The sequence below is a fragment of the Kitasatospora sp. NPDC041917 genome (genome assembly GCF_055589745.1).
Genome location: NZ_JBVJBI010000003.1, coordinates 26,767 through 52,415 on the forward strand (window position 1 = coordinate 26,767; position 25,649 = coordinate 52,415).

Annotated in this window: 19 protein-coding genes and 1 pseudogene; 16 read left to right on the top strand and 4 right to left on the bottom strand. The window is 75.6% G+C overall.

Annotation, left to right across the window (positions count from 1 at the left end):
- Positions 1 to 102 precede the first annotated feature (102 nt).
- From ACZ6EM_RS03885 to ACZ6EM_RS03905, 5 genes are all read left to right on the top strand, one after another.
- Entirely contained in the window at positions 103 to 1,545 is a 1,443-nt protein-coding gene (locus ACZ6EM_RS03885; protein WP_401056053.1) for a glyceraldehyde-3-phosphate dehydrogenase, read from the top strand.
- Positions 1,546 to 1,689: 144 nt separating this feature from the next.
- Positions 1,690 to 2,490 carry a hypothetical protein gene (locus ACZ6EM_RS03890; protein ID WP_465771581.1) on the top strand — a complete coding sequence of 267 codons (801 nt, stop codon included), beginning with the start codon at positions 1,690 to 1,692 and terminating at the stop codon, positions 2,488 to 2,490.
- A gap of 129 nt (positions 2,491 to 2,619) precedes the next feature.
- Positions 2,620 to 3,666 carry a hypothetical protein gene (locus ACZ6EM_RS03895; RefSeq protein WP_465771582.1) on the top strand — a complete coding sequence of 349 codons (1,047 nt, stop codon included), beginning with the start codon at positions 2,620 to 2,622 and terminating at the stop codon, positions 3,664 to 3,666.
- An 87-nt stretch (positions 3,667 to 3,753) separates the two neighbouring features.
- Complete coding sequence (locus ACZ6EM_RS03900; RefSeq protein WP_380543532.1) at positions 3,754 to 5,622, top strand: HSP90 family protein; 1,869 nt, start codon at positions 3,754 to 3,756, stop codon at positions 5,620 to 5,622.
- Positions 5,622 to 8,648: a hypothetical protein gene (locus ACZ6EM_RS03905; RefSeq protein ID WP_465771583.1), complete on the top strand. Its 3,027-nt coding sequence runs from the start codon at positions 5,622 to 5,624 to the stop codon at positions 8,646 to 8,648. The genes ACZ6EM_RS03900 and ACZ6EM_RS03905 overlap by 1 nt, the downstream gene beginning before the upstream one ends.
- 84 nt (positions 8,649 to 8,732) lie before the next feature.
- Here ACZ6EM_RS03905 and ACZ6EM_RS03910 read toward each other — a convergent pair whose 3' ends face one another.
- A complete protein-coding gene (locus ACZ6EM_RS03910; RefSeq protein WP_465771584.1) occupies positions 8,733 to 10,097 on the bottom strand; it encodes a chitinase in 1,365 nt (454 codons plus the stop codon).
- 370 nt (positions 10,098 to 10,467) lie between these two features.
- Between ACZ6EM_RS03910 and ACZ6EM_RS03915 the strand changes: the two genes are divergently transcribed.
- Complete coding sequence (locus tag ACZ6EM_RS03915) at positions 10,468 to 10,788, top strand: hypothetical protein (protein WP_465771585.1); 321 nt, start codon at positions 10,468 to 10,470, stop codon at positions 10,786 to 10,788.
- A gap of 18 nt (positions 10,789 to 10,806) precedes the next feature.
- Here the strand turns inward: ACZ6EM_RS03915 and ACZ6EM_RS03920 are convergent, their stop codons facing one another.
- Positions 10,807 to 11,691, bottom strand: a complete 885-nt coding sequence (locus ACZ6EM_RS03920; RefSeq protein WP_401048384.1) for a LysR family transcriptional regulator — start codon at positions 11,689 to 11,691, stop codon at positions 10,807 to 10,809.
- A gap of 167 nt (positions 11,692 to 11,858) precedes the next feature.
- Between ACZ6EM_RS03920 and ACZ6EM_RS03925 the strand changes: the two genes are divergently transcribed.
- The 4 genes from ACZ6EM_RS03925 to ACZ6EM_RS03940 all read left to right on the top strand — a co-directional run bounded on the left by ACZ6EM_RS03925 (position 11,859) and on the right by ACZ6EM_RS03940 (position 15,220).
- Entirely contained in the window at positions 11,859 to 12,794 is a 936-nt protein-coding gene (locus ACZ6EM_RS03925; RefSeq protein WP_465771586.1) for a DMT family transporter, read from the top strand.
- Between the two features lie 85 nt (positions 12,795 to 12,879).
- Positions 12,880 to 14,148 carry a sensor histidine kinase gene (locus ACZ6EM_RS03930; protein WP_465771780.1) on the top strand — a complete coding sequence of 423 codons (1,269 nt, stop codon included), beginning with the start codon at positions 12,880 to 12,882 and terminating at the stop codon, positions 14,146 to 14,148.
- Positions 14,133 to 14,789, top strand: a complete 657-nt coding sequence (locus ACZ6EM_RS03935; RefSeq protein WP_359897632.1) for a response regulator transcription factor — start codon at positions 14,133 to 14,135, stop codon at positions 14,787 to 14,789. Before ACZ6EM_RS03930 ends, ACZ6EM_RS03935 begins: the two co-directional genes overlap by 16 nt.
- A 68-nt stretch (positions 14,790 to 14,857) precedes the next feature.
- Positions 14,858 to 15,220, top strand: a complete 363-nt coding sequence (locus tag ACZ6EM_RS03940) for a hypothetical protein (protein WP_465771587.1) — start codon at positions 14,858 to 14,860, stop codon at positions 15,218 to 15,220.
- 172 nt (positions 15,221 to 15,392) lie between these two features.
- Here ACZ6EM_RS03940 and ACZ6EM_RS03945 read toward each other — a convergent pair.
- Positions 15,393 to 16,433, bottom strand: a pseudogene (locus tag ACZ6EM_RS03945) (glycosyltransferase family 4 protein); the annotation flags it as partial.
- On the bottom strand, positions 16,340 to 17,584 hold the full coding sequence (locus ACZ6EM_RS03950) for a glycosyltransferase 87 family protein (protein ID WP_465771588.1): 1,245 nt from the start codon (positions 17,582 to 17,584) through the stop codon (positions 16,340 to 16,342). The gene ACZ6EM_RS03950 and the pseudogene ACZ6EM_RS03945, both read right to left, overlap by 94 nt.
- 320 nt (positions 17,585 to 17,904) lie before the next feature.
- On the opposite strand from ACZ6EM_RS03950, the gene ACZ6EM_RS03955 reads away from it, so the two are divergent.
- The 6 genes from ACZ6EM_RS03955 to ACZ6EM_RS03980 all read left to right on the top strand — a co-directional run bounded on the left by ACZ6EM_RS03955 (position 17,905) and on the right by ACZ6EM_RS03980 (position 25,580).
- Entirely contained in the window at positions 17,905 to 18,978 is a 1,074-nt protein-coding gene (locus tag ACZ6EM_RS03955; protein WP_465771589.1) for a GNAT family N-acetyltransferase, read from the top strand.
- A complete protein-coding gene (locus tag ACZ6EM_RS03960; RefSeq protein WP_452177612.1) occupies positions 18,971 to 19,765 on the top strand; it encodes an aminotransferase class IV in 795 nt (264 codons plus the stop codon). Before ACZ6EM_RS03955 ends, ACZ6EM_RS03960 begins: the two co-directional genes overlap by 8 nt.
- A gap of 113 nt (positions 19,766 to 19,878) precedes the next feature.
- Complete coding sequence (locus tag ACZ6EM_RS03965) at positions 19,879 to 20,775, top strand: ABC transporter ATP-binding protein (protein ID WP_465771590.1); 897 nt, start codon at positions 19,879 to 19,881, stop codon at positions 20,773 to 20,775.
- The gene (locus ACZ6EM_RS03970; protein WP_465771591.1) at positions 20,772 to 23,297 is read left to right on the top strand and encodes an FtsX-like permease family protein; all 2,526 of its coding nucleotides are present in this window, start codon (positions 20,772 to 20,774) and stop codon (positions 23,295 to 23,297) included. Before ACZ6EM_RS03965 ends, ACZ6EM_RS03970 begins: the two co-directional genes overlap by 4 nt.
- Before the next feature lie 208 nt (positions 23,298 to 23,505).
- Positions 23,506 to 23,979, top strand: coding sequence for a hypothetical protein (locus ACZ6EM_RS03975; protein ID WP_401044974.1), 474 nt, complete (start codon positions 23,506 to 23,508; stop codon positions 23,977 to 23,979).
- Entirely contained in the window at positions 23,976 to 25,580 is a 1,605-nt protein-coding gene (locus ACZ6EM_RS03980) for a multicopper oxidase family protein (RefSeq protein WP_465771592.1), read from the top strand. The genes ACZ6EM_RS03975 and ACZ6EM_RS03980 overlap by 4 nt, the downstream gene beginning before the upstream one ends.
- Positions 25,581 to 25,649: the final 69 nt, after the last annotated feature.

The following is a 25,649-nucleotide window of genomic DNA, read 5'->3' on the forward strand; positions in this document are numbered from 1 at the left end:
GTCGGGGGCTCGGGTGGGGCGGGCGGGGGAGGGACCGGCGGTCGGGGCGCGGGCGGGCGAAGCTACCATGTGGGCAACACCCTCAGCTCGAAAGATGGACTTGTGACTGTCAACGACGACGTGTTCACGGACTGGAAGAACCGCGAGGAGATCGCGGAGTCGATGATCCCGATCATCGGGCGGCTGCACCGGGAGAGGGACGTCACCGTTCTGCTCCACAGCCGTTCCCTGGTGAACAAGTCGGTGGTCAGCATCCTCAAGACGCATCGCTTCGCCCGGCAGATAGCCGGCGAGGAGCTCTCGGTCACCGAGACGATGCCGTTCCTGGAGGCACTGACCGCCCTGGACCTCGGCCCCTCGCAGATCGACCTCGGCATGCTCGCCGCGACGTACAAGGCGGACGACCGCGGCCTGTCGGTGGCGGAGTTCACCGCCCGGGCCGTCGTCGGTGCCACCGGCGAGAACAAGCTGGAGCGCCGGTCCGGGCAGGACGTCGTGCTGTACGGGTTCGGCCGCATCGGCCGGCTGGTCGCCCGCCTGCTGGTCGAGAAGGCCTCGGGCAACGGCCTGCGGCTGAAGGCCATCGTCGTGCGCAACAGCGGCGGCGACGACCTGGTCAAGCGCGCCTCGCTGCTGCGCCGTGACTCCATCCACGGCCAGTTCCAGGGCACGATCACCGTCGACGAGGCGAACAACAAGATCATCGCCAACGGCAACGAGATCACGGTGATCTACTCCGACGACCCGACCAAGGTCGACTACACGGAGTACGGGATCAAGGACGCGATCCTGATCGACAACACCGGCCGCTGGCGCGACCGCGAGGGCCTGTCGAAGCACCTGCGCCCCGGTATCGCCAAGGTCGTGCTGACCGCGCCGGGCAAGGGCGACGTCCCGAACATCGTGCACGGCGTGAACCACGACACGATCAAGCCGGACGAGCAGATCCTCTCCTGCGCCTCCTGCACCACCAACGCCATCGTCCCGCCGCTGAAGGCGATGGAGGACGAGTACGGCGTGGTCCGCGGCCACGTGGAGACCGTCCACTCGTTCACCAACGACCAGAACCTGCTGGACAACTACCACAAGGCCGACCGCCGCGGCCGCTCGGCGCCGCTGAACATGGTCATCACCGAGACCGGTGCCGCCTCGGCCGTCGCCAAGGCCCTGCCGGACCTCCAGGCGAAGATCACCGGCAGCTCGATCCGCGTCCCGGTGCCGGACGTCTCCATCGCGATCCTCAACCTCCAGCTCAAGCGGGAGACCAACCGCGAGGACGTCCTGGAGTACCTGCGGAACGTCTCGCTGACCTCGCCGCTGAAGCGCCAGATCGACTTCACCGACTCGCCCGACGCCGTCTCCAGCGACTTCATCGGCTCGCGCCACGCCTCGATCGTGGACGCTGGCGCGACCAAGGTCGAGGGCGACAACGCGATCCTCTACCTGTGGTACGACAACGAGTTCGGCTACTCGTGCCAGGTGATCCGGGTCGTCCAGTACATCTCGGGCGTCGAGTACCCGACCTTCCCGGTTCCGGCGGTCTGATCCACCGGTAGGGCAGGACGACACAGCGGTACGACGAGCAGCACGGCGGGGCGGTGACCGACAGGTCGCCGCCCCGTCGGCGTTCGCGGGCGGGGCGGTCGCTATCTTGAGGGGTCACTGACAGGTCTAGGGAGGGCGACGGGGATGGGTGGTCGGCGGGTGCTTGCCGCGGTGGCGGCGGCGGGGGTGCTGACGGGCGTGCTGGCCGGGTGCTCCTCCGGGGGGTCGAAGGGGGTCGGCGGGGCGGCGGCCGCGGGTTCGTCCGCGTCGGGTCCGGCGGCGACGTCGACGGGTACGGCCGGGGCGTCCGCGTCCGCGGCTGCGCCCGCGCCCGCGCCGAGCGGGTCGGACGCCGGGGCGCCCGGGGCGGGTTCGGCGCCCGCCTCCGCGCCGGCCCCGGCCGCGGTGGAGGCGCCGCACGGGGACCTGGAGGTGGCGCTGCTGGACGACAAGGTGGTCGGGCAGGTGCTGCCGGACGCCAAGGCGATGGCCGGCTGGGAGGAGGAGAAGCGGAAGGTCGACACGGCCGACCACAAGGTCACCTGCGCCGGTGCCGCCGCCGCCTCGTGCGCCGGAAAGCCGCTCAGCGGGTCGGTCCGGTTCTCCTCGGGGGACGTGGTCGTCCGCTTCCTGGTGGACACCCTGCCCAGCCGGGACGCGGCGGCGCAGCGGCTGAAGGAGAGCTACGCCTCGTACGCCGCCGGGCCGTTCAAGAAGATCGACACCCCGGTGCTGGGCAGCGAGAGCCAGGCCTTCCAGGGGCCGCTGGCCGAGGGCGAGGGCGTCGGCATCGTGGTGCGCTCGGGCACCGTGGTGGCGAGCGTGACCAGCGAGGGCGGTCCGGTGGACGTGGCCGCGACGCGGAAGTTCGCGGTGATGCTGGTCAATCGGATCGAGCAGGCCCAGGCCGGGAAGGCGCCGGACGCCGGGCCGGGCGTGGGCTGAGGGGCCCCTCCCCGCACGGGCGGGGCGCTGGGCTGGGGAAACGGATGTCAGTCGACCGTGATATGTACCTATCTCGTGGCCACTGTGCGGCCATGCGAAAGATACCGATGACGTTCGAGGGGGCCAGACATGCCGCTGTTCCGACGCCGCTCCGGCGGGGAGGGCGGGGAGGACCGGGCCGAGCGGCGCGGGTTCGGGTTCGGCTTCGGCCGACGGGGAGCCGGATCGGCCGCGCCGGCCGGTGCTGCCGAGCCGCGGCTCGACCCGGCGTACGGGGACGAGTCGGTGCGTCTGGCGCTCCGCCAGGCCGCCGACGGGGACTGGGCCGCGCTGCGCCCCGCGCTCGCCGCCGCCGAGGGCGAGGACCTGACCTTCCTGGTCGGCGCGATAGCCGACGTGCCCCGGGTCGAGCAGTGGACGTCCCGCGCGCTGGCCGACACCCCGGACGACACGCTGCTGCTGTTGCTGTCCGGTGCCCGGCACATCGACTGGGGCTGGGAGGCCCGGACGGGTGCCCGGGCCAAGGACGTCACCGAGGAGCGGTGGAAGGTGTTCCACGAGCGGCTGGAGGTCGCCGAGGAGCAACTGCTGGAGGTCGCCGAGCGCGAGCCGTCCTGGCACGCCCCCTGGCGGTTCCTGCAGACCAGCGCCCTCGGGGCCTCGCTCGGCCCGGAGGTCGCCACCAGTCGCTTCGAGGCCGCGGTGCGCCGGGCGCCCGGGAACTCCGCCTCGCACTGGGTCAGGCTGCAGCAGCTGAGCGCCAAGTGGGGCGGTTCGCACGAGGAGATGCACGAGTTCGCCCGCTCCGTGATGCTCGCGGCCCCGGAGGGCAGCCGCCTCGGTGAGCTGGTCGCGGTCGCGCACCTGGAGCACTGGCTGGCCCTCCCGGACGGCGAGGACCGCGCCTACCTGACCAGTCCGGCCGTGGTGGCCGGGCTGCAGGAAGCGGCCTTCCGGTCCGTCCTGCACCCGGCCTTCGTGCCGGCGCGCGGCTGGCAGGGCGCCTTCAACACCTTCGCGATGGCCTTCTCCCTCGCCGACCAGCCCAAGACCGCGCGCCTGCTGTTCGAGGCGTTGGACGGCTTCGTGACCGAATCGCCCTGGCACTACCTGTCGGGCAATCCGGTCAAGGCCTTCCGCGCCCACCGCGACCGCTGCACCTCGTACTGGCGCTGAGGCGTGCCGGTGCCGGTGCCGGTACCGACCCGCACCCGCACCCGCACCCCACCACCGCCATCCACCCCGCGATCGAAAGAGCCTCCGGTGTCCCCTACCGACAACCCGACGAGTGCGCACACCTTCCAGGTGGACCTGCGCGGTCTGGTGGACCTGCTCTCCCACCACCTCTACTCCAGCCCGCGGGTCTACCTGCGCGAGCTGCTGCAGAACGCGGTGGACGCGATCTCCGCCCGCCGCGCCCTCGACCCGGAGGCGCCGGCCAGGATCACCGTCCGCGCCGACGACGAGCTGTCCGTCACCGACACCGGCATCGGCCTGACGGAGAAGGACGTCCACACCTTCCTCGCCACCATCGGCCGCAGCTCCAAGCGCGACGCCGACGGCCGGCTCGACGGCGCCGGGCTCGCCAAGGCCCGCGGCGACTTCATCGGCCAGTTCGGCATCGGCCTGCTCGCCTGCTTCGTGGTCGCCGACGAGATCACCGTGGTCACCCGCTCCGCCGCCGCCCCGGACGCCCCGGTGATCGAGTGGCGCGGCAGCTCCGACGGCAGCTACACCATCCGCACGCTGCCCGCCTCGGCCAAGCCCGAGCCGGGCACCACCGTCACGCTGGCCCCGCGCGCCGACGCCGCCGAGTGGACCCGCCCCGGCCGGGTCCTCACCCTCGCCCGGGACTTCGGCAGCCTGCTGCGCCACGACGTCACGGTGATCGACGCCGCCGGCACCGAGCACCGGGTCAACCGCACCCCGCCGTGGGCCGAGCGCCACGCCTCCCCGCTGGCCAGGCGCGACGCGCTCACCGAGTACTGCCGCGCCGCCTTCGACTTCACCCCGCTCGACACCATCGAGCTGGACCTGCCGCTGGTCGGCCTGCGCGGCGTCGCGTACGTGCTGCCGGACGCCGCCCCGCCCTCGCGCCGCAACGGCCACCGGGTGCACCTCAAGGGCATGCTGCTCTCCGACCAGGCCGACGAACTGCTGCCGGACTGGGCCTTCTTCGTCCGCTGCGTCGTCGACACCGACGGGCTGCGCCCGACCGCCTCCCGCGAGGGCCTGTACGCCGACGAGACGCTGGCCGCCGTCCGGGACGCGCTCGGCGCCCGGATCCGCGACTGGCTGACCGGCCTGTCCGCGAGCGACCCGGCGCTGCTGCACCGCTTCCTTTCCGTCCACCACCTGGCCGTCAAGGAACTCGCCCGCTACGACGACGAGTTGCTGCGGATGATGCTGCCCTGGCTGCCGTTCGAGACCACCGACGGCAACGTCACCCTGGACGAGTTCGCCCGCAGCCACCCGACGGTGCTGGTGACCCGTACGGTCGAGGAGTTCCGCCAGGTCGCCCCGATCGCCGCCGCGGCCGGGCTCGGCGTGGTCAACGGCGGCTACACCTACGACCACGACCTGGTCCACCGGCTGCCCGAGATCCGGCCCGGCGTCTCGGTCTCCGACCTCGACCCGGGCACCGTCACCGCGCACCTGGACACCGTGGACCCGGCCGTCGAGCTGGCCGCCAACGCCTTCCTGGCGATCGCCCGCGAGGTCGTCGGCCGGTTCGACTGCGACGTCGCGCTGCGCAGCTTCCACCCGACCAACGCGCCCGCCCTGCTGCTCGACAACCGGGAGGCCCGGCACGAGCGCACCAGGGCCCAGCTCGCCGACGAGGCCGACGGGCTGTGGGCGGACATCCTCGGCTCGCTGCGCGCCGAGGTGCCCCGCGCCCAACTGGTGCTCAACCACCTCAACCCGCTGGTGCGCCGCGCCGCCACCGTCACCAGCCGCGAGCTGGCCGTCACCGCCGTCGAGGCGCTGTACGGGCAGGCCGTGCTGATGACCCGCCGCCCGCTCAAGGCCAGCGAGTCCGCCCTGCTCAACCGCTCGTTCATCAGCCTGCTGGACCACGCCATGCTCGGCCACGAGGCGGCGGGAACCCCCGAAGGCGACAAGGAGGCGTGATGCTGGACACCCCCGACGCGGTGATGGCCGCGCTGCGCGAGAACGACGCCCGCCCGTACGGCCGGACCAGGACCGTCACGGCCGAGGAACTCGTCGACGCCGCCGAGCAGTTCGAGGACACCGGGATCCGCTCGATGGCCCTGCTGGAACTGATGGAGGCCTACGAGTACGACGGCGAGCGCAGCAAGAGCCCGGTCGTCTTCGCCCGCATCCTCAAGCTCTGGGACACCGACCCGGACGGCTTCGGCGAATGGGCCCGGCACCAGGTGCTCTGGCGCTTCAAGTGGGTCGCCGACGCGCTCAAGGACACCCCGGACGTCCCGCTCGCGGCGATCCGGCGCTGGCACACCGAGCTGCGCGACCGCTACCGCACGGCCGGCCACGACCTCCAGCCGTACTACGCCCAGCGCTACCACCTGGCCGTGCAGACCGGCCTCGACGCGCAGGACGCCTACGAGCTGTGGGCGGCCCGCCCGCGCTCCGAGCTGAGCGACTGCCACGCCTGCGAGACCCGCGCCCGCGCCCGGCACTTCATCGCCGCCGGGGACGACGCCCGGGCGCTGGAGGTGATCGCCCCGGTGCTGGACGGCCGCAGCGGCTGCGAGCAGGAGCCCTACCTCAGCCAGGCCACCGCCCTGCTCGCGCAGCTGCGCCGGGGCCGGTTGGACGAGGCCCGCTCCGGCCACCTCTCCGGCTACCGCTACGCCCGGGGCAAGGCCTCGATGCTGAACGCCGTCGGCCTGCACATCGAGTTCTGCGCGCTGTCCGGCAACGAGCCGCGCGGCCTGGAACTGCTCGCCGAGAACCGGGACCTGTTCGCGGTCACCGGCGAACCCGCGGCCCGGCTGGGCTTCCTGACCGGCGTCGAGGTGCTGCTCGCCCTGCTCGCCCGGGCCGGCCACGGCGGACTCGCGGTCAGCGGCCCGGCGGGCACCACCTGGACGGTGGATTCCCTGCTGGCCCACGTGCGCACCGAGGCCGACGCGCTGGCCGCGCGCTTCGACGCCCGCAACGGCACCGGCGCGGTCGGCGCCGAGCGGCGCGCCCGGCTGGCCGTCGAGCCGCTGCTCGCCGAGCCGCTGGCACTGGGTGTGCGGGCCGTCGCCGCGCCGGGGCTGTCCGACGCCCCGGCCGTCGCTCCCGCGCCGCGCCGGACGGTCGAGCCGGAGCCGGAGGACTTCACCGCCCTGGTGCTGCGGGCCCGCGAGCTGGAGGTGCTCGGCCACCCGGACGCCGACCGGCTGTGGAAGCGGGTCGCCGAGCGCGCCGGGGCCGCGGACTTCGTCCACCCGCGGAGCGCCGAGCTGGGCGGCCCCGAGCGGCTGCGCGCCGAACTCGCCGAGCAGCGTGCCCACGAGGCGCTCCAGCGGGACGCGTACGCGGAGGGCAAGGCCGGGCTGCTGGCCGCCGCCGAGCTGTTCGAGCAGGCGGGGCTGGCCGGGTCGGCGCTGATGTGCCGTGCCCGGACCCTCATCGCGGACCTGGATGACGAGAGCGACGGGGGCGAGAGCACCCGGAACGAGAGCGCCCGGAACGAGAGCGCCGGGCACGAGAGCGACGGCGGCTCGGGTCGCAGCGCGGACGCGGATGCGGACGCGGACACCGGGCACAGCGGCCGGCGGGCCGACTGGGCGGCGCTCGACGCGGCGCTGGCGCGGGCCGAGGAGCTGCGCGCCGGCGGCGAACTGACCGACGACGACTACCTGATCGTGCTGCAGACCCGCGCCTACGCCGCCCACCACGACCTGGTCGAGACGCTGCCCGAGCCCGCCGACGAGGTCGCCGAGCGCTTCGAGGCGGTGGTCGGGGCCTACCGGCGCACGGCCGTGGAGCTCGGCTCCGAGCGGCGGGCCGCCACCTCCCGGCAGTACACCGCCGACGCCGCCGCCCGGAAGGGCCTGCTGGCCGAGGCGGAGGCCGAACTGCGCGAGGTGCTGGCCCAGTTGGACGCCGCCGAGCTGCCCTGGCACACCCCGCGGGTGCTCGGCCTGCTGGGCCAGGTGCTGTTGCAGAGCCGCGAGCCGGGCCAGGCGGTCGAGGTGTTCCACCGGGCGCTGGCCGAGGCCGTGCGCTGGGGCGACGACTCCTACCCGTACGCGCCGACGTACATGATGCTCGGCCACGGCTGCCTCCAGGTGGGGGACCTCGGCGGCGCCGTCCGCGCGCTGTCGGAGGCGGCCGCGCGCTACGACCGCAAGGGCGCCGAGGCGGTCGAGGAGGCCACCCGGGTGCGCATGCAGCTGGCCGACGTGCTGCGCGACACCGGGCGGGCGGCGGACGCGGTGGCCGTGCTGGAGTCGGTGCTGCTGGACGCGTCGGCGGCCCGGCTGGACGTGCGGATGCTCGCCCAGGCCCGGCTGGACCTCGCCCGGGGGCTGTCCGAGCTGGAGGAGCACCGGGACGCCGCCGAGGAGTACCTGCGGCTGGCCGACCTGGTGGCCGGCTGGGAGGACCAGGAGACCCACACCATGGTCGCCTGCGAGGCCACCCTGGCGCTCGCCCGGGCGGAGCGCCCGGACGCCGCCGAGGCGGCGCTGGCCCGCGCCCGCGAGGCGCACGGCAAGGCCCCGCAGGTGGACCAACTGGCCTCCACCCTGCGGGAGTTGGCTCGGATGACGATGCGGGAGAAGGGTGCGGAGGGGCTGGCGGCGGCGCTCGCCCTGCTGGCCGAGGCGGACGCGGTCGGAGAGGCGGCCGAACAGGGCGGCGAGGAGTACAACTCCTGGTACCTGCGCGGTGGTTCGCACTACGAGCGGGCGCGCTCGCTGGCCGTCGCCGGGCGGTACGAGGAGGCGCTGGCCGAGGCCGAGCGGGCCGTCCCGGAGTACGAGGCGGGCGGCGAGCGGGCCGAGTCGCCGCGGGCGGAGTCGGTCCGGCTGGCCGCGCTGATCGAGGGCAGCGACCTCGGTCGCACCGAGGCGGCGGTGGACCGGCTGACCGCCGGCATCGCGCGCTGCGAGGCGGCCGGGCTGTCGGAGGCGGCGGAGGTGCTGGTGGAGCTGCGGGAGCGGTTCGCCGGGGAGTGACCTGCGCGGTGCCCCGCAGGGTCGGCCCGCACCCAGCCGTCAGCGGCGGGGTGCGGGCCGACCCGGGGCACCGGCAAGCCGCGCTCAGCAGGGCCCGTCGTCGGCCCAGACACCCCACTGGCCGCCGGCGCTCGGCACCTCGTTCAGCGTCCACCACTTGGCGTGGTAGTTGTGCCCGTTGTACGAGACCTTGGCGCCGCCGGTGTACGTGGTGCTCGCGCTCCACGCCGGGGCGGTGCAACTGCCGGGGGTGGTCGGAGGAGTCGTCGGGGGAGTCGTGGGCGGGGTGGTGGGCGGGGTGGTGGGCGGCGTGGTGGGCGGGGTCGCCCCGGCGAACTTCACCGTGTACTTGGTGAAGTCCCAGTCGTTCTGCGCCACGCTGGAGCAGGAGCCGGACAGCCCCGGGTCGACGTTGCCCGCGCACTGGCGGTCCCGGTTGACCGACCAGTAGGTGTACCGGGCCAGGCCGTGTGCGGTGGCGAAGTCCAGCACGGTCTGGAAGTCGGACTGGTGGAAGTACTCGGCGGCGTCGGTGCGGCCGTTCATCATCGACACGCCCTCGTGGGCGTACGCGGTGGCCTCGTTCCAGCCGAAGGTGCCCTGCAGGATCTGGTTGAACTTCACCAGTGCGTCGGTCTGCGCCGCGGCGCCGCCGAAGCCGCCGTCGAACGGCATGATCGAGTAGTTGTCCGGCGTGAAGCCCTGCGACTTGGCCTCGTTGAGCATCTGGGTGCCGAACCAGCCGGTGCCCGCGTTGGTGCCCGCGGTGGTGATCGAGACGTACAGGCCGGGGTTGTTCTGCTGGAGGATCCGGGCCGCGCCGATCTCGTTGTGGATGGCCGCGGTGTTCTCGTACTCCGGCTCCTCCAGGTCGAAGTCGATCGCCTTGAGGCCGTACTTGGTGATCACCTTCTGGTAGCCGGCGGCGGTCGCCTCGGGGGTGCCGCAGACCTGGCCCAGCTTGGTGCCGCCGTACCCGCCGACCGACACCGAGACGTCCCCGCCCTTGCCGCGCACGGTCTGGATGACGCTCGGCATGGTGGTGTCGGTGTCGATCGAGGAGGTGCCGCCCCAGGCGGGCGAACAGCTGTTGCCCTGGGCCAGGATGAACGCCAGCTGGAAGGCCTTCTGGCCGGTGGCGTCCATGACGGCGGCGGCGTCCGGCGGGCTGTTGTCCTCGGGCATCAGGTACGGCGCCGAGGCGTACCAGTTGCTGCCGAGCCCTCCGGTGGTGCCGGTGGTGCCGGTGGTGCCGGTGGTGCCGGTAGTGCCGGTAGTGCCGGTGGTGTCCGCGGAGGCGGAGCCGGTGCCGGCCAGGGCGGCGACGCCGCCGGCGACCAGGCCGAGCGCGGCGGCCACGGCGAGCGCGGCGCGGCGCCCGAGGGCGGGGCGACGGGCGGGGCGAGGTGCGGTGTGCCGGTGGGAATGCGGGGGAAGAGCGCGTTCCATCGGAAGCCTTTCCAGGAAACGGCGGTGGGGGAGGCCGGCCTGGTCGCGCCGGGTGTGGGGGTGGCGCGGCGGCCGAACGGACCGTCGGCGGCGGGTGGTTGCCGAAGGTCCTCACTGGTATAGACCTATGGGGAAGGGGGGTCAACCCCACAAGGGTCAAGCCCGCCCGTCCGTCACGGGCACGACAGCGCGCGAGGAGTCCGGCGGGTGCGCGGACAGGCGGAAATGCCGTGGATCGCCGGGCGGGCCCGTGGCAGCATGGCGCCCATGACGACCGACCGAAAGGACCGTGCCGCGTAGTCGGCCGGGACGGATCCGCGCAGAGCTTCCGCGCCGCCGGGTCCGAGGAGCGCAGCCGGCGATCGACGGGGTGTCCGCGCGGGCCCTCGCCGAGATCGCGCGGCTCGAACGTACGCGGAACCACCTGCGGCCCGGGGACACGGCGGCCGCACTGCGTCGGTGGCGGGCGTACGTCCACCGTCCCGAGCGCCGGCTGTGGGAGGACTACGCGGAGCGCGACCTGTACTGGTTCTGCTGCGGTTGCCCGTGGGACGGCCGGGACCTGCTGGAGGCGGTGATGCTCGCGCTGTCGCCCCGGCACGCCCGTCAACTGCGCGCCGTCGTCGCCCGGTTCGACGTCCGGTGGGACCTGCCCGTACCGCCCTGGCTGCCGCCGGACGGATGGAGCTGAGCGCCCGGCGCCGGGGGCTCAGGCCCCGACGGCGGTGTCCGCGCCCACCCCCGCCAGCAGTCCGCTGACCGCAGGGGCCCACGGGCGGCCGGTCGGCCCGGTCAGCGACAGCGTCCGGTGGACGGCGGGCCGGATCGGGACCAGCACGCAGTCGGCCGGGAGCATGGTCAGCGCCAGCGCGGGCATCACCGAGACCCCGACGCCCGCGTGCACCATGCCGATCAGGGTGTTCAGGTCGCGGATGCGGTGCCGGGGCGTGAAGCGGGTACCGGCCCGCCGGTAGGCCTCGCGGATGTGACGCTCGCAGCCGCCCTCCGAGAGCAGGAAGTCGTCGTCCTCCAACTCCGCCACGTGGACGGTCGGCTGGTCGGCGAGCGGATGGTCGCGGCGCAGCAGCGCGTGCATCGAGTCGGCGCCGAGCGCGACCGCCCCGGGTGGCAGCGGACCGGCGTCCACCAGCACGGCGGCGTCGACCGTGCCCGCCTCCAGCCAGGCCGCCAGCTCCTCGTCCTCGCCCTCGAAGACCCGGACGGTCAGCTGTGGATGGGCCGCCCGCCAGTCCTTCAGCAGCCCGGGCAGCAGCGCCTGGCAGACGGTGGTGGGCGCCGCCAGCCGTACGGTGCCGGTCAGGCCGCCGCAGTGCCGGGTGGCGATCGCGCGGACGGCGGCGGCCGAGGCGACGGCCGTCCGGGCGTGCGGGAGGATCTGCTCGCCGAGCGGGGTGGGGCGGCACGGGCTGCCGCGCCGCAGCACGGGCGCGCCGAGGTTGCGTTCCAGCGCGGCGACGGCGTGCGAGACGGCGGACTGGCTGATGCCCAGCTCGTCGGCGGCCGCTCCGAAGCCGCCGGTGTCGGCGACCGCGACCAGTGCCCTGAGCTGGGCCAGGTTGACGTCCGAGGTCATGAGACTTCCTCATCGCGGGTGTGCTGCCACTTGTTGGACTCATGGTCCGGTGCCGGGCCACGCTCTGTCCAGTTGATGGCACGGCCACGGACGCAGCCACGGACGCAGCCACGGAGACGGAAGCGGAAACGGGCGCGGCCACGGACACGGACAAGGAGGTGGTGGGGGTGCGGCGCTGGCTGCCGGGCTTCGTGGCCCTGTCGGCGATCTGGGGTGCGAGCTTCGCCCTGATCAAGGTCGCGGTCGACGCGGGGGTGCCGCCGCTCTGGGTGGCGCTGTGGCGCTGTCTGCTGGGCGCGGCCGCGCTGTGGGCGATCCTCGTGGTGCGCGGCGAGCGGGCCCCGCGCGACCGGGTGCTGTGGGGCCACTCGGCGGTGGTGGCGGTGCTGCTCAACGCGGTGCCGTTCACCCTCTTCCCGTTCGGCGAGACCAGGGTCGGCTCGGTGCTCGCCGGGGTGATGAACGCGACCACCCCGCTGTTCACCCTGCTGTTCGCGGTGCTGGCCGTCCCCGGGGAGCGCCGCCCGGGCGCCCGCCGACTGGCCGGCCTCGGGCTCGGCTTCCTCGGCGTGCTCACCGTGCTCGGGGTCTGGCGCGGCCTCGGCGCCGGGGCGACCGCCGGCGCGCTGGCCTGCCTGGCCGCCGCCTGCTGCTACGGCGCCGGCTTCGCCTATCTGCGCCGCTTCCTGTCCGGCCGCCCGGAGTCGGTGACCACCCTCTCCGCGCTCCAGATCGCCTGCGCCTCCGCCGAGTTGGCGCTGGTAGCGCCGCTCGCCGCAGGCGCTCCGCACTGGCCCGGGGCGGGCCCGGCGCTCGCCCTGCTGGTGCTCGGCGTGGTCGGCACCGGCCTGGCGTACCTGCTCAATCTGGCCCTGGTCCGCGGCGCGGGGACGACGGTGGCCTCCGCCGTCACGTACGTGATGCCGCTCTGGTCGACGGCGCTGGGCGTGGCCTTCCTGCACGAGCCGGTGGGCTGGAACGCGCTGGTCGGCGGTGCGCTGGTGATCGCGGCCGTCGCGCTGGCCCGGCCGCGCCCGGCCCCGGTGGCGGCCGAGGGCGGGGCCCCGGCGGAGGACCCGAAGGGCCGTCAGCCCGTCGGTTAGGGTGGACCGGGTGAGCGAGGTCAGCGACGGCGAGGGCGGCGGGGGCGGCGAAGGGGGCCGCGAGGCGGATCCGCGGCCGACGGCCGTGGGCGAGGCGCTGTGGGCGCACCCGCTGCGCTTCCCGTTCACCCGCTGGGTGCCGCGCTGCTGGGCGTACCTGCTGGGCAGTGCGCTGCTCGGGCCGGTGCTGCTGGCGGTCCTCGTGGTGCTGCTGGTGCTCGGCCTGGGCCTGGGGGCGATCGGCGTCGGGATCCCGCTGCTGGTCGCCCTGGCGCTCATCGGCATTCCGACCGCCACCGCGGCCCGGTGGCGGCTGCGGCTGGTGGAGCCGGTCCCACTGCCCGACCCGCACCGCAGCCTGCCCGGGGCGGGCCGCCGGGCCCGCATCCGCACCCGGCTGCGCGAGCGGGCCACCTGGCGCGAACTCGCCCATGCCGCGCTCGCCTCGACGGTGCTGGCCGCCGCCGCGCTCGGCTTCACCGCGCTGCTGGTGCTCTCCGGCCTGTACGTGCTCTCCCCGCTGGTGGTCTGGGCGCTCGCGCCGGAGACCGTGATGCTGATCCCCGGGCGCGCCGTCCCCGGGCCGCTCGCCGCCCTGCCGTTCACCGCCGCCGGGCTGGCGGGCCTGCTGCTCTGCGCGTACGCCGGGGCGCTGCTGACCGCCGCCGAGGTCGCGCTGGCCCGCTTCCTGCTCGCCCCCCGGGAGGACGACCTCGGCCGCCAGGTGCTCGAACTCACCCGTTCCCGGGCCAGGTTGGCCGACGCCTTCGAGGCCGAGCGGCGCCGGATCGAGCGCGACCTGCACGACGGGGCGCAGCAGCAGCTGGTCGCGCTCAGCATGACCCTCGGGCTCGCCGAGTACGAGCTGCGCGACCGGCAGGGCCGGGCGGCGGACCTCGTCACCCGGGCGCGCGGCGAGGCCCGGCAGGCGTTGGAGCAGCTGCGCGGGCTGGTGCGCGGCATCCACCCGCAGGTGCTCACCGACCACGGGCTCGCCGCCGCCGTCGCCGAGGTCGCGCTGCGTCACCCGATCCCGGTGGACGCCGACATCGAGCTCCCGGAGCGGCTGCACCCGGCCGTGGAGACCACCGCCTACTTCACCGTCACCGAGGCGCTCACCAACGCCGCCAAGCACAGCGGCGCCACCGCGATCACCGTCCACGGGCGGGTCGCGGGGGGCCGGCTGGTCGTCCAGGTGACCGACGACGGCCGCGGCGGGGCGGACCCGGCCGCCGGGGCCGGACTGGCGGGACTCGCCGACCGGGTGGCACTGCTGAGAGGACGGCTGATGGTGACGAGCCCGACGGGCGGCCCGACGACGCTGCGGCTGGAGGTCCCGTGCTCCGGGTCGTGATCGCCGAGGACGCGGTGCTGCTGCGCGCCGGACTGGTCGAACTCCTCGCCCTCGGCGGCCACCGGGTGACCGCCGCCGTCGGCGACGCCGAGGCGCTGGCCGCGGCCGTCGATGCCGAGCGGCCGGACATCGTGGTCACCGACGTCCGGATGCCCCCCGACCACACCGACGAGGGCCTGCGTGCCGCCCTCGCCCTGCGCGAGCGCCACCCCGGCCTGCCCGTCCTGGTCCTGTCCCAGTACGTGGCCACTCCGTACGCGACCCGGCTGCTGGCCGCCGCCGGTGCTCAACCGGCCGGTCTGGGCTACCTGTTGAAGGACCGGGTCGGTGACGTCGCGGACTTCCTGGACGCGCTGCGGAGGGTTGCGGACGGGGAGACGGTGATCGACCCCGACGTGGTCCGGGTGCTGCTGCGCGGCCGGTCGGGCGACCGCCCGCTGGCCCGCCTCACCCCGCGCGAGCGCGAGGTGCTCGCGCTGCTGGCCGAGGGCCTCAACAACCAGGCCGTGGCGGCCCGGTTGAGCATCACCGAGGCCTCGGTGGTGAAGCACTGCGGGAACATCTTCATGAAGCTGGACCTGGACCCGACCGAGGGCAACCGGCGGGTGCTCGCGGTGCTGGCGCACCTGCGCGGCGAGTGACCGGTCCGCCCGTCCGACGGCAATTCACCCACTTGTCACCGGGGTTGTGCGGCCGGAACGATGGCGTCATGGAGAGGACACGGGAACCGCAGAGCGCAATCGTCAACCGGCTGCTCAAGGGCGAGGCGACCAGGGAGGACACCACGGCGGCGCAGACCAACTTCCTGCTGTGGCTGCGGCAGGAGTGGGCCGGGGACGGCGACCGGGCGCTGGCGGCCTGTCAGGACACGCTGATGGCGGCCGGGGGTGAGGAGTGGAGGGCCATGCCGGAGCGTGATCTGTCCGCCCACGTCTGGCTGTTCAGCTTCTCCTGCCCGAGCCGCGACGACCTGCCGGGCCAGGCGAGGAACTGGGTGGCGGCGGTCCGCGCCAACGGCGGGGCGCCCGCCATCGCCCGACTGGTCAGGCACCTGCGGGGGCAGGCGGAGTGACCGGTCCGGCCGGAGCCTCCTGGGCGGACGGAGGCCCGGGCACAGCCGGAGCGACTGGAAGGACCAGGGAGGCCGGGGGACGGGGAACAGCCGGGGCGCCCGGGGGACGGGGAACAGCCGGAACAGCCGGAACAGCCGGAACAGCCGGGGCGCCCGGGCCCGGCAGCGGCGAAGCGGGGTCCAGCAACTCCGTGAGCCGCCGCGCCGAGGCCTCCCAGGTCCAGTGCTCCTCGACCCAGCGCCGCCCCGCCGCCCCCATCCGGGCCCGCTCGGCGGGCGGGGCCAGCAGGAGGCGGGTCAGGGCGGCGGCCACCTCGGCGGGGTCGCGGCCGTCGACGACCGTGCCGGTGACGCCGTCCAGGACGGTGTCCGGGGCGCCGCCGGAGCGGCCGGCCACCACCGGGAGGCCGGCCGCGGCCGCCTCCAGGAAGACGATGCCCAGGCCCTCGGCCTCCAGGCCCAGCCGCCGGGTGCGGCACGGCATCGCGAAGACGTCCGCGCCGACGTAGTGGACGGCCGTCCCGGCGTGGTCCAGGCCGCCGGTGAACACCACGCTGCCCGGCTCGGTCAGCCGGCCGGCGAGGCCCCGCAGGCGGTCCTCGTCCGGGCCCCGGCCGACCAGCACCAGGGTGGTCCCGGGCACGGCCCGGCGGATCGCGGGCAGCGCGCGGATCAGCGTGTCCTGCCCCTTGCGCGGGACCAGCCGCGCCACGCAGAGGACCACCGGGGCGGTGGCCGGCACCCCGGTGGTGCCGGCCGGCCGGAAGACCGACGGGTCGACCCCCGGTACCAGGCGCACCAGCCGGGCGTCCGGCCCGAGCGCGGGGGCGATCCGGGCGCGGGTGTAGGCCCCGAGGAAGGTCACCGCGTCCGTGCTGCGGCCGATCCGGCGCAGCAGGCCGCGGGCGCCCGGGGTGCGGGCCCACCAGATCTCGTGTCCGTGCGTGGTGGCGACCGTGCGGCGGATGCCGGGCGCCAGCCGCCGCAGGCCGGGCGTCATCGCGGCGAGCGGGGCGGCGGCGCCGAACCAGACCCGGTCGCAGCCGTGCGCGCGGGCTATCGCGGCGGCCCGGCGGGTGGCCCGCGGGGTCGGCAGCAGGGTGCGGGCGCGGTCGCGGATCACCGGGTAGGGGAGAGCGGCGTCGTGGCGCTCCGCGCCGGGTTCGGCCGAGGTGTAGACCACGACGTCGTGGTCGGGGACGCGGTCGGCCATGGCCCGGACGAAGGTTTCGATGCCGCCCTGGCGCGGTGGGAAGTCGTTGGTGACGACGAGGGTGGTGCCCATGGCAGGCCTTTCGGAACGGAGAGCGGAACGGAGACCGGAACGGAGGACGAGAGGGGGAGCAGAACGAGGACGAGCGGCAGCGCGAGGTAGCCGAACCGCCCGGCGGGTGCCAGCAGGAAGGCCGCGGTCAGCCCGAGGGCCAGCCGGTGCGCCGCCGCGGCCGCGGTGCGGGGCGGTCGGAGGAGCAGGGACGCCCCGACGGCGAGCCCGGCGAGCAGCAGCAGGCAGACGGCGGCGTACCAGCCGGGCGGGCCGAGATCGGCGAGCAGCCGTCCGGGCAGCGGGCTGGCGGCCGGGGTGGGCAGCCGGCCGCGCCCGGTGGGGAAGGCGAAGACCTGCTCCGCCAGCGGCCCGGGCGCGCGCAGCGCCACCGGGAGTACGGCCACCGCCGCCGCGCCCACCGTGACGGCCGCCCCGCGCAGCGCCGCGCGCCGTCCGGCCGTGGCCGCCAGCAGGGCGGTCACCACGGCGAGTGCGGGCCAGGCCGTCCACTTCAGCGAGCAGGCGGCGGCCAGCGCCAACCCGGCCGCCACCGGCCGCCGTTCGGCGGCGCGGACCAGGGCGAGCCAGCAGAGGCCGATGAGCGGCAGGTCGACTCCGCTGACGCAGAGCGGCAGCGCGACCACCGGCGAGACGGTGAGCGCGGCGGCGCCGAGCCGGCGCCCGGCGGGCACCGTCCGCAGCACGCAGACCAGGAACACCGCCGCACACCAGAGCCGGGCGTCACCCAGCGGTGACCCGCCCAGCGGCGTGTTGCCCAGCAGCGCCTGGGGCAGGCCCAGCAGGGCCATGCCGGGGAGGTACGGGGTGTACTGGGCGACGGACGCCGGCTCGGCCAGGTACGGCGTGCCGGTGTGCAGCAGCAGCGACCCGGAGCGCTCGATCACCCCGACCTCGCTCTGCCCCCGCCCGTCCAGCACCAGCACGAGCAGCGGCACCAGCACCGCCCCGACGGCGGCGAGCGCCACCGACACCTCACGCCCGCGCCGCCGTACCAGCGCCACGGCGAGTGCCGCCGACAGGTACCCGCAGGCCGCGAAGGTCCCCCAACTCCGGTGCGGCCCGAGCCCGGACAGCACCGGAAACGCCCCCGCCCACCCGGCCGCGACCAGCCACCCGCCGCACCACCACCACGCCCGTTTCGTCACCCCTTCATTGCATCGCCGCAGCTCGGCGGGGTCATCACGGCCAGGTCGAGTCCTGTGGTCGGGTTTCCCCCACCTCCGCCAGGACGGCCGCGGCCGTGGCCACGGTGGCGGTGGCGGTGGCGGTGGCGAGGGCCGGGGAGGGCCGCGGAGGGGCCTCGGGGCGCGGCGGGGACGGGCCCGCTCCTCGCGCTGACGTTCGGTGGCCGGTGGATTACTGATCGTCCCCGGCCCACCGCTATCCTCGCCCTGTGGTGAGGTCGTGGGATGCGGCGGTGGAGCGGGCACAGGACCGGCTGGCGGCGGGGCCGCGGCTGCGGGCGGCCGGTCCGGGGGAGGAACGGCGGTTCGCCCTCTGGGACTTGGCGTCCCTGGTGGAGGGCGAGCTGGGCGAGCTGGTGGACCCGGACGGGCTGGCGCCGTCGGCGGAGCGCGGGTGGCGGGAGCGGCTGGGGGAGAGCGGGCGGGACTGGCCGGGCGGGGAGCTGTACCGGCGGCGCTACTGGATCCGGGACGACGCGGGCGCGGTGGCGGGCACCGTCGCGGTGGACAACTGGACCAAGGGCCCGAGCCAGCTCGCCGTCTCCTCCCTCTACGTGACGCCGGCCGCGCGCGGCCGGGGCCTGGCTGCCGCCGCTCTGGACGAGGTGTACGCGGCGGCCACCGCCGAGGGCCTGCCGGGGTTCCGGCTGGAGGCGCACTGGACCTGGCAGCCGGCGGTCCGCTACTACCTGCGCCGGGGGCTGTGGGTGGTGGGCTGGAAGCATGCGCTGTCCTTCGCCCGGATGCCCCAGCTCCCCGTGCACCGGGTGCGGGAGGAGGACGGCCGGCTGCTCCTGCTGGTCGCCGACCGGCTGCGCGGCTGGGTGCCGATACTGGCCGCCGGGCAGGAGGGCCGCTGGCTGCGGCTGGACGAGACGGCGGACTACCGGGGCTGCGACGGCTGGGTGCACGAGTACGCCCGCTCCACGCTGGCCCTGTGCCTGGCGCTGGCCGGCCGCCCGCTGGTGCGCGGCCCGCAGTGGTGGGCGGAGGCGTGGCGCTGGTCGGACGCGGGGGAGCCGGAGGGCCTGGCGTACCGGATCGAGGAGTTCGAGCGGGCGGCCCGGAAGGCGGGCCGGCCGATGGTGAGCCCGTACCGCCCGGCGTCGCCGCCGCAGTCCGAGCCGCCGCAGTCCGGACCGTCGCGCTCCGGACCGTCGCGCTCCGGGCCGCCGCGCTCCGGGCCGCCGCGCTCCGAATCGCCTCGGTCGGGGCCGCCTCGGTCGGGGCTGCCGGAGCAGGCTCCGTCGGCATTCCCGCAGCTGGCAGACTCGGGGGATGGCTGAGATCGAGATCGACGGCGCCCCTGCCGACCCGGCGCGGCTGGCCGCGCTGGGGCTGCTCAACTACGGGCACTTCACCACCCTGCGGGCGGAGGAGGGCCGGGTGCGCGGTCTGGCGCTGCACCTGGACCGGCTGGTCCGGGACTGCCGGGTGCTGTTCGGCGCCGAGCTGGACCGGGCGGCGGTGCGGGAGCGGATCGGCGCGGTGCTGCCCGCCGACGGCGCGCCGGTGACCGTCCGGGTCACCGTGTACGACCCGGAGCTCGGCCTGGAGCGCCCCGCGGCCCCGGCCGCACCCGCCCTGCTGGTGACCACCCGCCCGGCCACGGCGGCCGCGCCCGCCCCGCTGCGGGTCCGCACCGCGGCGTACCGGCGGGAGCTGCCGGAGGTGAAGCACGTCGGCCTGTTCGGTTTGGTGCACCACCGCCGCCTGGCCCAACTGGCGGGCTTCGACGACGTGTTGCTGGTCGACGAGGACGGCCTGGTGGTCGAGGGCGCGACCTGGAACGTGGGTTTCCTGGCCGAGGAGAAGCTGGTCTGGCCGCAGGGGCCGAGCCTGCCGGGCGTGACCGAGGCCCTGCTGTCCGGCGCCTACCGGGGTCCGCAGTCCCGCGAGCCGCTGGCCGCCGGCGGGCTGGACCGCTTCACCGCCGCCTTCGCGGTGAACGCGGGTGTCGGGGTGTGTCCGCTGGCGGCCGTGGACGGCACCGCCTTCGACCCCGCCCACCCGGTGCTCGCCGAGCTGCGCGCCGTCTACCTGGGGGTTCCCGCCGAACCGGTGGGGGGATAACCCCACCTCCGGTCCGCCGGTGGCCTGCATGGTTCGCGGAGTCCGTCCTCCCTAGGTTGGAGCACGTTGACGACGAGCGACGCTACGACGCGGAACCGAAGGAAGGCCCACCCATGGCACGCCGCCAAGACCGCCGCAGGACCGACGAGTTCGGGACGGACCAGTACGGCACCGATGGGTACGCCCCCGCCGCCCACGCCGCCCCCGCCGCCCCCGTGTACGGCACCCCCGTGTACGGCACCCCCTACGGCACCGCCCCGCAGGCGGCCCCCGCGATCGAGCTGCGCGGGGTGAGCCGCACCTACGGGCGCGGCGAGGCGACGGTGCAGGCGCTGCGCGGGATCGACCTGGCGCTGGCCCACGGCAGCTTCACCGCGGTGATGGGCCCGTCCGGCTCCGGCAAGTCCACCTTCCTCCAGTGCGCGGCGGGCCTGGACCGCCCGGACTCCGGGCAGGTCCGGCTCGGCGGCGAGGACATCACCGCGCTGAGCGAGAACCGGCTCACCAAGCTGCGCCGCAGCCGGATCGGCTTCGTCTTCCAGTCCTTCAACCTGCTGCCCTCGCTGACCGTCGAGCAGAACGTGCTGCTCCCGCAGCGGCTCGCCGGGGAGCGCCAGGACCGCGCCCGGGCGCGGGAGCTGCTGGGCCGGGTGGGTCTCGGCGAGCACGCCCGGCGCCGGCCCGGCCAGCTCTCCGGCGGCCAGCAGCAGCGGGTGGCGATCGCCCGCGCGCTGATCACCCGCCCGGACGTGGTGTTCGCCGACGAGCCGACCGGCGCCCTGGACACCCGGACCGCGCACGAGGTGCTCGCCCTGCTGCGCCAGGCCGTGGACTCGCTCGGCGCGACCGTGGTGATGGTGACCCACGACCCGGTGGCCGCCTCCTTCGCCGACCGGGTGCTGTTCCTGGCCGGCGGCGACATCGTGGACGACCTGCCGCACCCGAGCCCGCAGACCGTCGCGGACCGGATGGTCGCGCTGACCGCCCGCCCGGTGGGAGCGGCGGCATGACCAACGGACTCGCGCGCTCCTCGGTGCGCTTTCGGCCCGCGTCCTTCGCGGGCACCCTGGTCGCCCTGCTGCTGGGCGCCGTCGTAGTGGTGGCCTGCGGCGTGCTGCTGCAGACCGGTCTGACCGCGAGCCTGAAGCCCGCCCGGTACGCGAACACCCCGGTGGTGGTCGCGGCCGAGCAGGCGGTGAAGATCCAGAAGAAGGTCGGCGAGGGCACCGAGACCTCGGAGCAGGCCACCCCGGAGCGGGCCCGGACGGACGCCGCGATGGTCGGCCGGCTGGCCGCGCTGCCCGGGGTCGCGGCCGCCCGCCCGGACACCGCCTTCCCGTTGCCCGCCACCGGCCCGGCGCCGGCCCTGACCGGCCGGGGCTTCGCCGCGCTCGGCATCGCCGGGCCGGGCGACACCCTGGTCGAGGGCCGCGCGCCCGGCGCGAACGAGGTGGTGCTGGACGCCGACACGGCGCGCGCCGCCCACCTCGCCCCCGGCGCGCGCCTCACGCTCACCGCGCCCGGCGGCACCGCGGACTACCGGGTCTCCGGCCTGGCCGCCGCCCAGCAGGCCGGGCCCACCGCCTGGTTCGCCGACGCCACCGCCGACCGCCTCTCCGGCCACCCCGGCCGGATCGACGCCGTCGCCGTCCAGTCCCGCGCGGGCGTGAGCACCGCCGCGCTCGCCGCACAGGTCCGCCAGGCCGTCGGCGGCGACGCCAGGACCTTCACCGGCGACGACCGGGGCGCCGTCGAGCACCCCGCCCTCGGCGGCGCCCGCAGTCTGCTGATGGCTCTCGGCGGCACCTTCGGCGGCTACGCCACCATGACCGCGGTCTTCGTGGTGATGAGCACCGTCGCCCTCGCCACCGGCCAGCGCGCCCGCGAGTTCGCCCTGCTGCGCGCCGTCGGCGCCACCCCGCGCCAGATCCGCCGCACCATCGCCGCCGAGGCGATGCTGGTCGCGCCGCTCGCCGCGGCGCTCGGCATCCTGCCCGGACTCGCCCTCGCCCGCTGGTGGTTCGGCCAGCTGGTCGAGCGCGGCGCCGTCCCCGCGGACGTCCGCCTGGACGTCGGCCCGCTGCCGATGCTCGTCGCCGTCCTCGCCTGCACCCTCGCCGCGCTGACCGCGGGCTTCCTGGCCTCCCGCAGGCCGTCCCGGATGCGGGCCGCCCAGGCGCTCGGCGAGGCCTCCGTCGAACCGCCCCGCCCGGGCCGGGTGCGCACCGTCCTCGGGCTGGTCTTCGCCGCCGGCGGCGCCGCGGCCGCCGCCGTCGCCAACTCCCTGGACGGCGCCCAGGCCGCCCAGACCGCGCTCGGCGTGGTGATGTGCCTGATGATGGCCGTCGCCCTGCTCGGCCCCTGGCTGGCCCGGGCCGCCGCCGTGATCCTCGGCGCCCCGCTGCGGGCCGGCGGCGCCCCCGGCTCGCTGGCCGCCGACAACACCCGTGCCAACGCCCGCCGGCTGGCCTCCGCGATCACCCCGATCGTCCTGGTCACCGCCTTCTGCGGCACCCTGCTGATCCTGCAGAGCACCGTGCGCCACACCGCCGGCGAGAACGTCCGGGCCGGCGTCACCGCCGACCACGTGGTCGGCGCCACCGGCCCCGGCCTGCCCGCCGGGACGGCCGAGCGGGCGGCCCGGGTGCCCGGCGTGGACACCGCCGTCGGCGTGCTGCGCACCGGCGTCGTCTACGAGACCGGCGGCCAGCTGGGCTCCGCCCCCGTGCTCGGCGTCGACGGCGACCCGGCGCGGCTGCCGAAGGTGCTCGACCTGGGCGTGCGCAGCGGTACGCTCGCCGACCTCGGCCGCGCCCCCGACACCATCGCGCTGAGCGCCACCCTGGCCGACGCGCTCGGCGCCGGGGTCGGCGACCGGGTCCCGCTCCGGCTCGGCGACGGCACCGCCGTCCGGCCCGCCGTGGTCGCGGTGTACGACCGCGGGCTCGGCGTCGGCCAGGCGCTGCTGCCCCGGGCCGCGGTGGCCGCGCACGTCACCGCCGGGTACGACAGCCAGGTGCTGGTCGCCGACGCGCCGGGTGCCGACCCCGCGGCGGTGGCCGCCGGGCTGGGCGCGCTGGACGGGGCCGCGGTGACCGACCGGGCCGGGTTCGTCGCCCAGTCCGACAAGGACCTGGAGCTCAGTGGCTGGGCCAACACCGTGATGGCCGTCGTGCTCGGCGGGTTCGCCGCCGTCAGCGCCGCCAACACCCTGGTGATGACGGTGCTGGACCGGCGCCGCGAGGTCGCGCTGCTGCGCCTGGCCGGCACCACCCGGCGCCAGGTGCGCGGCATGATGCGCTGGGAGGCGCTGCTGGTGGCCTCGACCGGGCTGGCGGTCGGCGCGGCCATCGCCGGGATCACCCTGGTGCCGGTCGCCCGGGGCGTGGCGGGCTCCGCCCCGTACGTGCCGCCGATGCTCGCCCTGCCGCTGGCCGCCGGAGCCGTGCTGCTCTGCCTCGCGGCGACCGGGATGCCGGTCCGGGCGCTGCTGCGGACCCGGCCGGCGGCGCTGGGCGCGGTGCGCCAGTAACGGGGCCGGGGCGGGCCGTGGGGGAAGGGGGTGCACTTGAGGACGACTCAAGGGCATCCCCTTCCTTCGGGTGAGAACGACGGCCCGAGCGGGGGGTTCATGGGAACCGCATGACCGTCCAATGACCTTGACAAGAGCTGATCGTGATGTCGTATCGGCTACGCTCGCGCCCGCCCCGCCAGACCGTCGACGCAGAGAGTAGCCCGACATGAGCAGTCCTCCCGCGGCCCCCGCGCCCCGCTGGCCGCTGATCCTGCTGCGCGCCTCCACCACCCTGCTGGCCCTGCTGTCACTGCTCCAGGTCATGCTGGCCGGCAGCTTCCTGAACGGCACCTACGACTCCCTGAAGGACCACGAGGGCAACGCGATGATGCTGGCCACCGTGGTGGTGATCCAGCTCGCGGTGGCCGTCGCCGTCCGGTGGCCCGGCCGGGGCCCGCTCTGGCCGCTGTGGACCACCCTCCTGCTCACCGTCGCCGTCGTCGGCCAGATCACGGCCGGCTACGCCCGGGCGCTCGGTGTGCACGTCACGCTCGGCGTCCTGCTGGTCAGCGGCGTGCTGTTCGGCCTGGTCGGCGCCTGGCGGCTGCCGCTGCCCGCCAGGCACGCCCCGGCCGTCGGCGGTCCCGACGGCACCGGACGGCTGCCGCGCCCCGGCGGACCGGTGGAGGTGTCCCGGTGAACCGGCGCCGGTTCCTGGGCGTCGGCGCCTCCGTCCTCGGCGCGGGCGCCCTGGCCGCCGTCGCCGTCCCCTCCGCCGCCCGGCTGCTCGCCGAGGGCCGCCCCGGGCAACTGCTGAGCAGCGAACTCGACCTGCCGGAGGCCTTCCGGGTCGCGCTGCCGGTGCCGCCCGTGCTGCAGCCGGTGCGCAGCGACGCGACGAGCGACTACTACGAGATCACCCAGCAGGTCGCCCGGCTGGAGATCCTGCCCGGGGTACGGACCGAGGCCTGGACGTACGGGGGCGGCTTTCCCGGGCCGACCGTGGTCACCCGCGCCGGGCGGGCGGCGGTGGTCAAGCACCGCAACGAGCTGCCGGTGCCCTCGGTGACCCACCTGCACGGCGGACACACCCCGGCGGACAGCGACGGCTACCCGGTCGACCTGCTGCTGCCGGTCGGGTCCTCGGCGGACGCCACGTCCGGCACGTCCGGCACGTCCGGCATGGCGGGCATGGCGGGCATGGCGGGCATGTCCGGGACGGACCACCCGGCGGCCCGCACCGCCGTCGGCGAGCGCGCGTACACCTATCCCGGCAAGCAGCGCGCCGCCACCCTCTGGTACCACGACCACCGGATGGGCTTCACCGGCCCCGGCGTCTGGCGCGGACTGGCCGGCTTCCACCTCGTGCACGACGACGAGGAGGCCGCGCTGCCGCTGCCGCGCGGCGAACGGGACCTGCCGCTGATGATCGCCGACCGCTCCTTCGCCGCCGACGGCTCCTTCCGCTACCCCGCCGTCGACCCCGAGCTCGCCGAGCCGGGCGTCACCGACGCCTACGCCAACGGCGTGCTCGGCGACGTCATCCTGGTCAACGGCGCGCCCTGGCCCCGGCTGGACGTCGACCGGGCGCACTACCGGCTGCGGCTGCTCAACGCCTCCAACGCCCGGCTCTACCGGCTCGAACTCGACCCGCAGCCCGAGGGCGGCGGCGCCCTGGTCCAGATCGGCTCCGACGGCGGCCTGCTCGCCGCCCCGGTCCGGCACGACGGCATCGAGATCGCCCCCGCCGAACGCTTCGACGTCGTGGTCGACTTCTCCCGCTACGCGCCCGGCACCCGGGTCCGGCTGGTCAACCGCTTCGGCAGCGGCCGGACGGCCGAGGTGATGTGCTTCGACGTCACCGCGAAGCAGCCTGCCGACGACGCGACGGTGCCCGACCGGCTCGCCACCGTCGAGGCCCTGGACGCCTCCGCGGCCGTCACCACCCGCGACTTCACCTTCCGGCGCAGCCGCGGCGACGGCTGGACCGTCAACGGCCGCCCGTACACCCCCGGCCGGAGCATCGCCACGCCCGCCCTCGGCGCGGTCGAGCTCTGGCGCTTCTCCACCGACCTGCACCACCCGGTGCACGTCCACCTGGACCACTTCCAGGTGATCGGCCGCAACGGCGCGGACCCGGGCCCGTACGACGCGGGGTGGAAGGACACCGTGGACCTGCGTCCGGCCGAGGCGGTGGAGGTGCTCGTGCGCTTCACCGACTACGCGGGGGCGTACATGCTGCACTGCCACAACCTGGAGCACGAGGACATGGCGATGATGGCGGACTTCACGGTGCGCTGAGGAGCGGGCCACCCGGACGGCGCAGTGCCGGGGGGGCGTGCGCTGCGCCCTCCGGCACTCCTGCCCTAG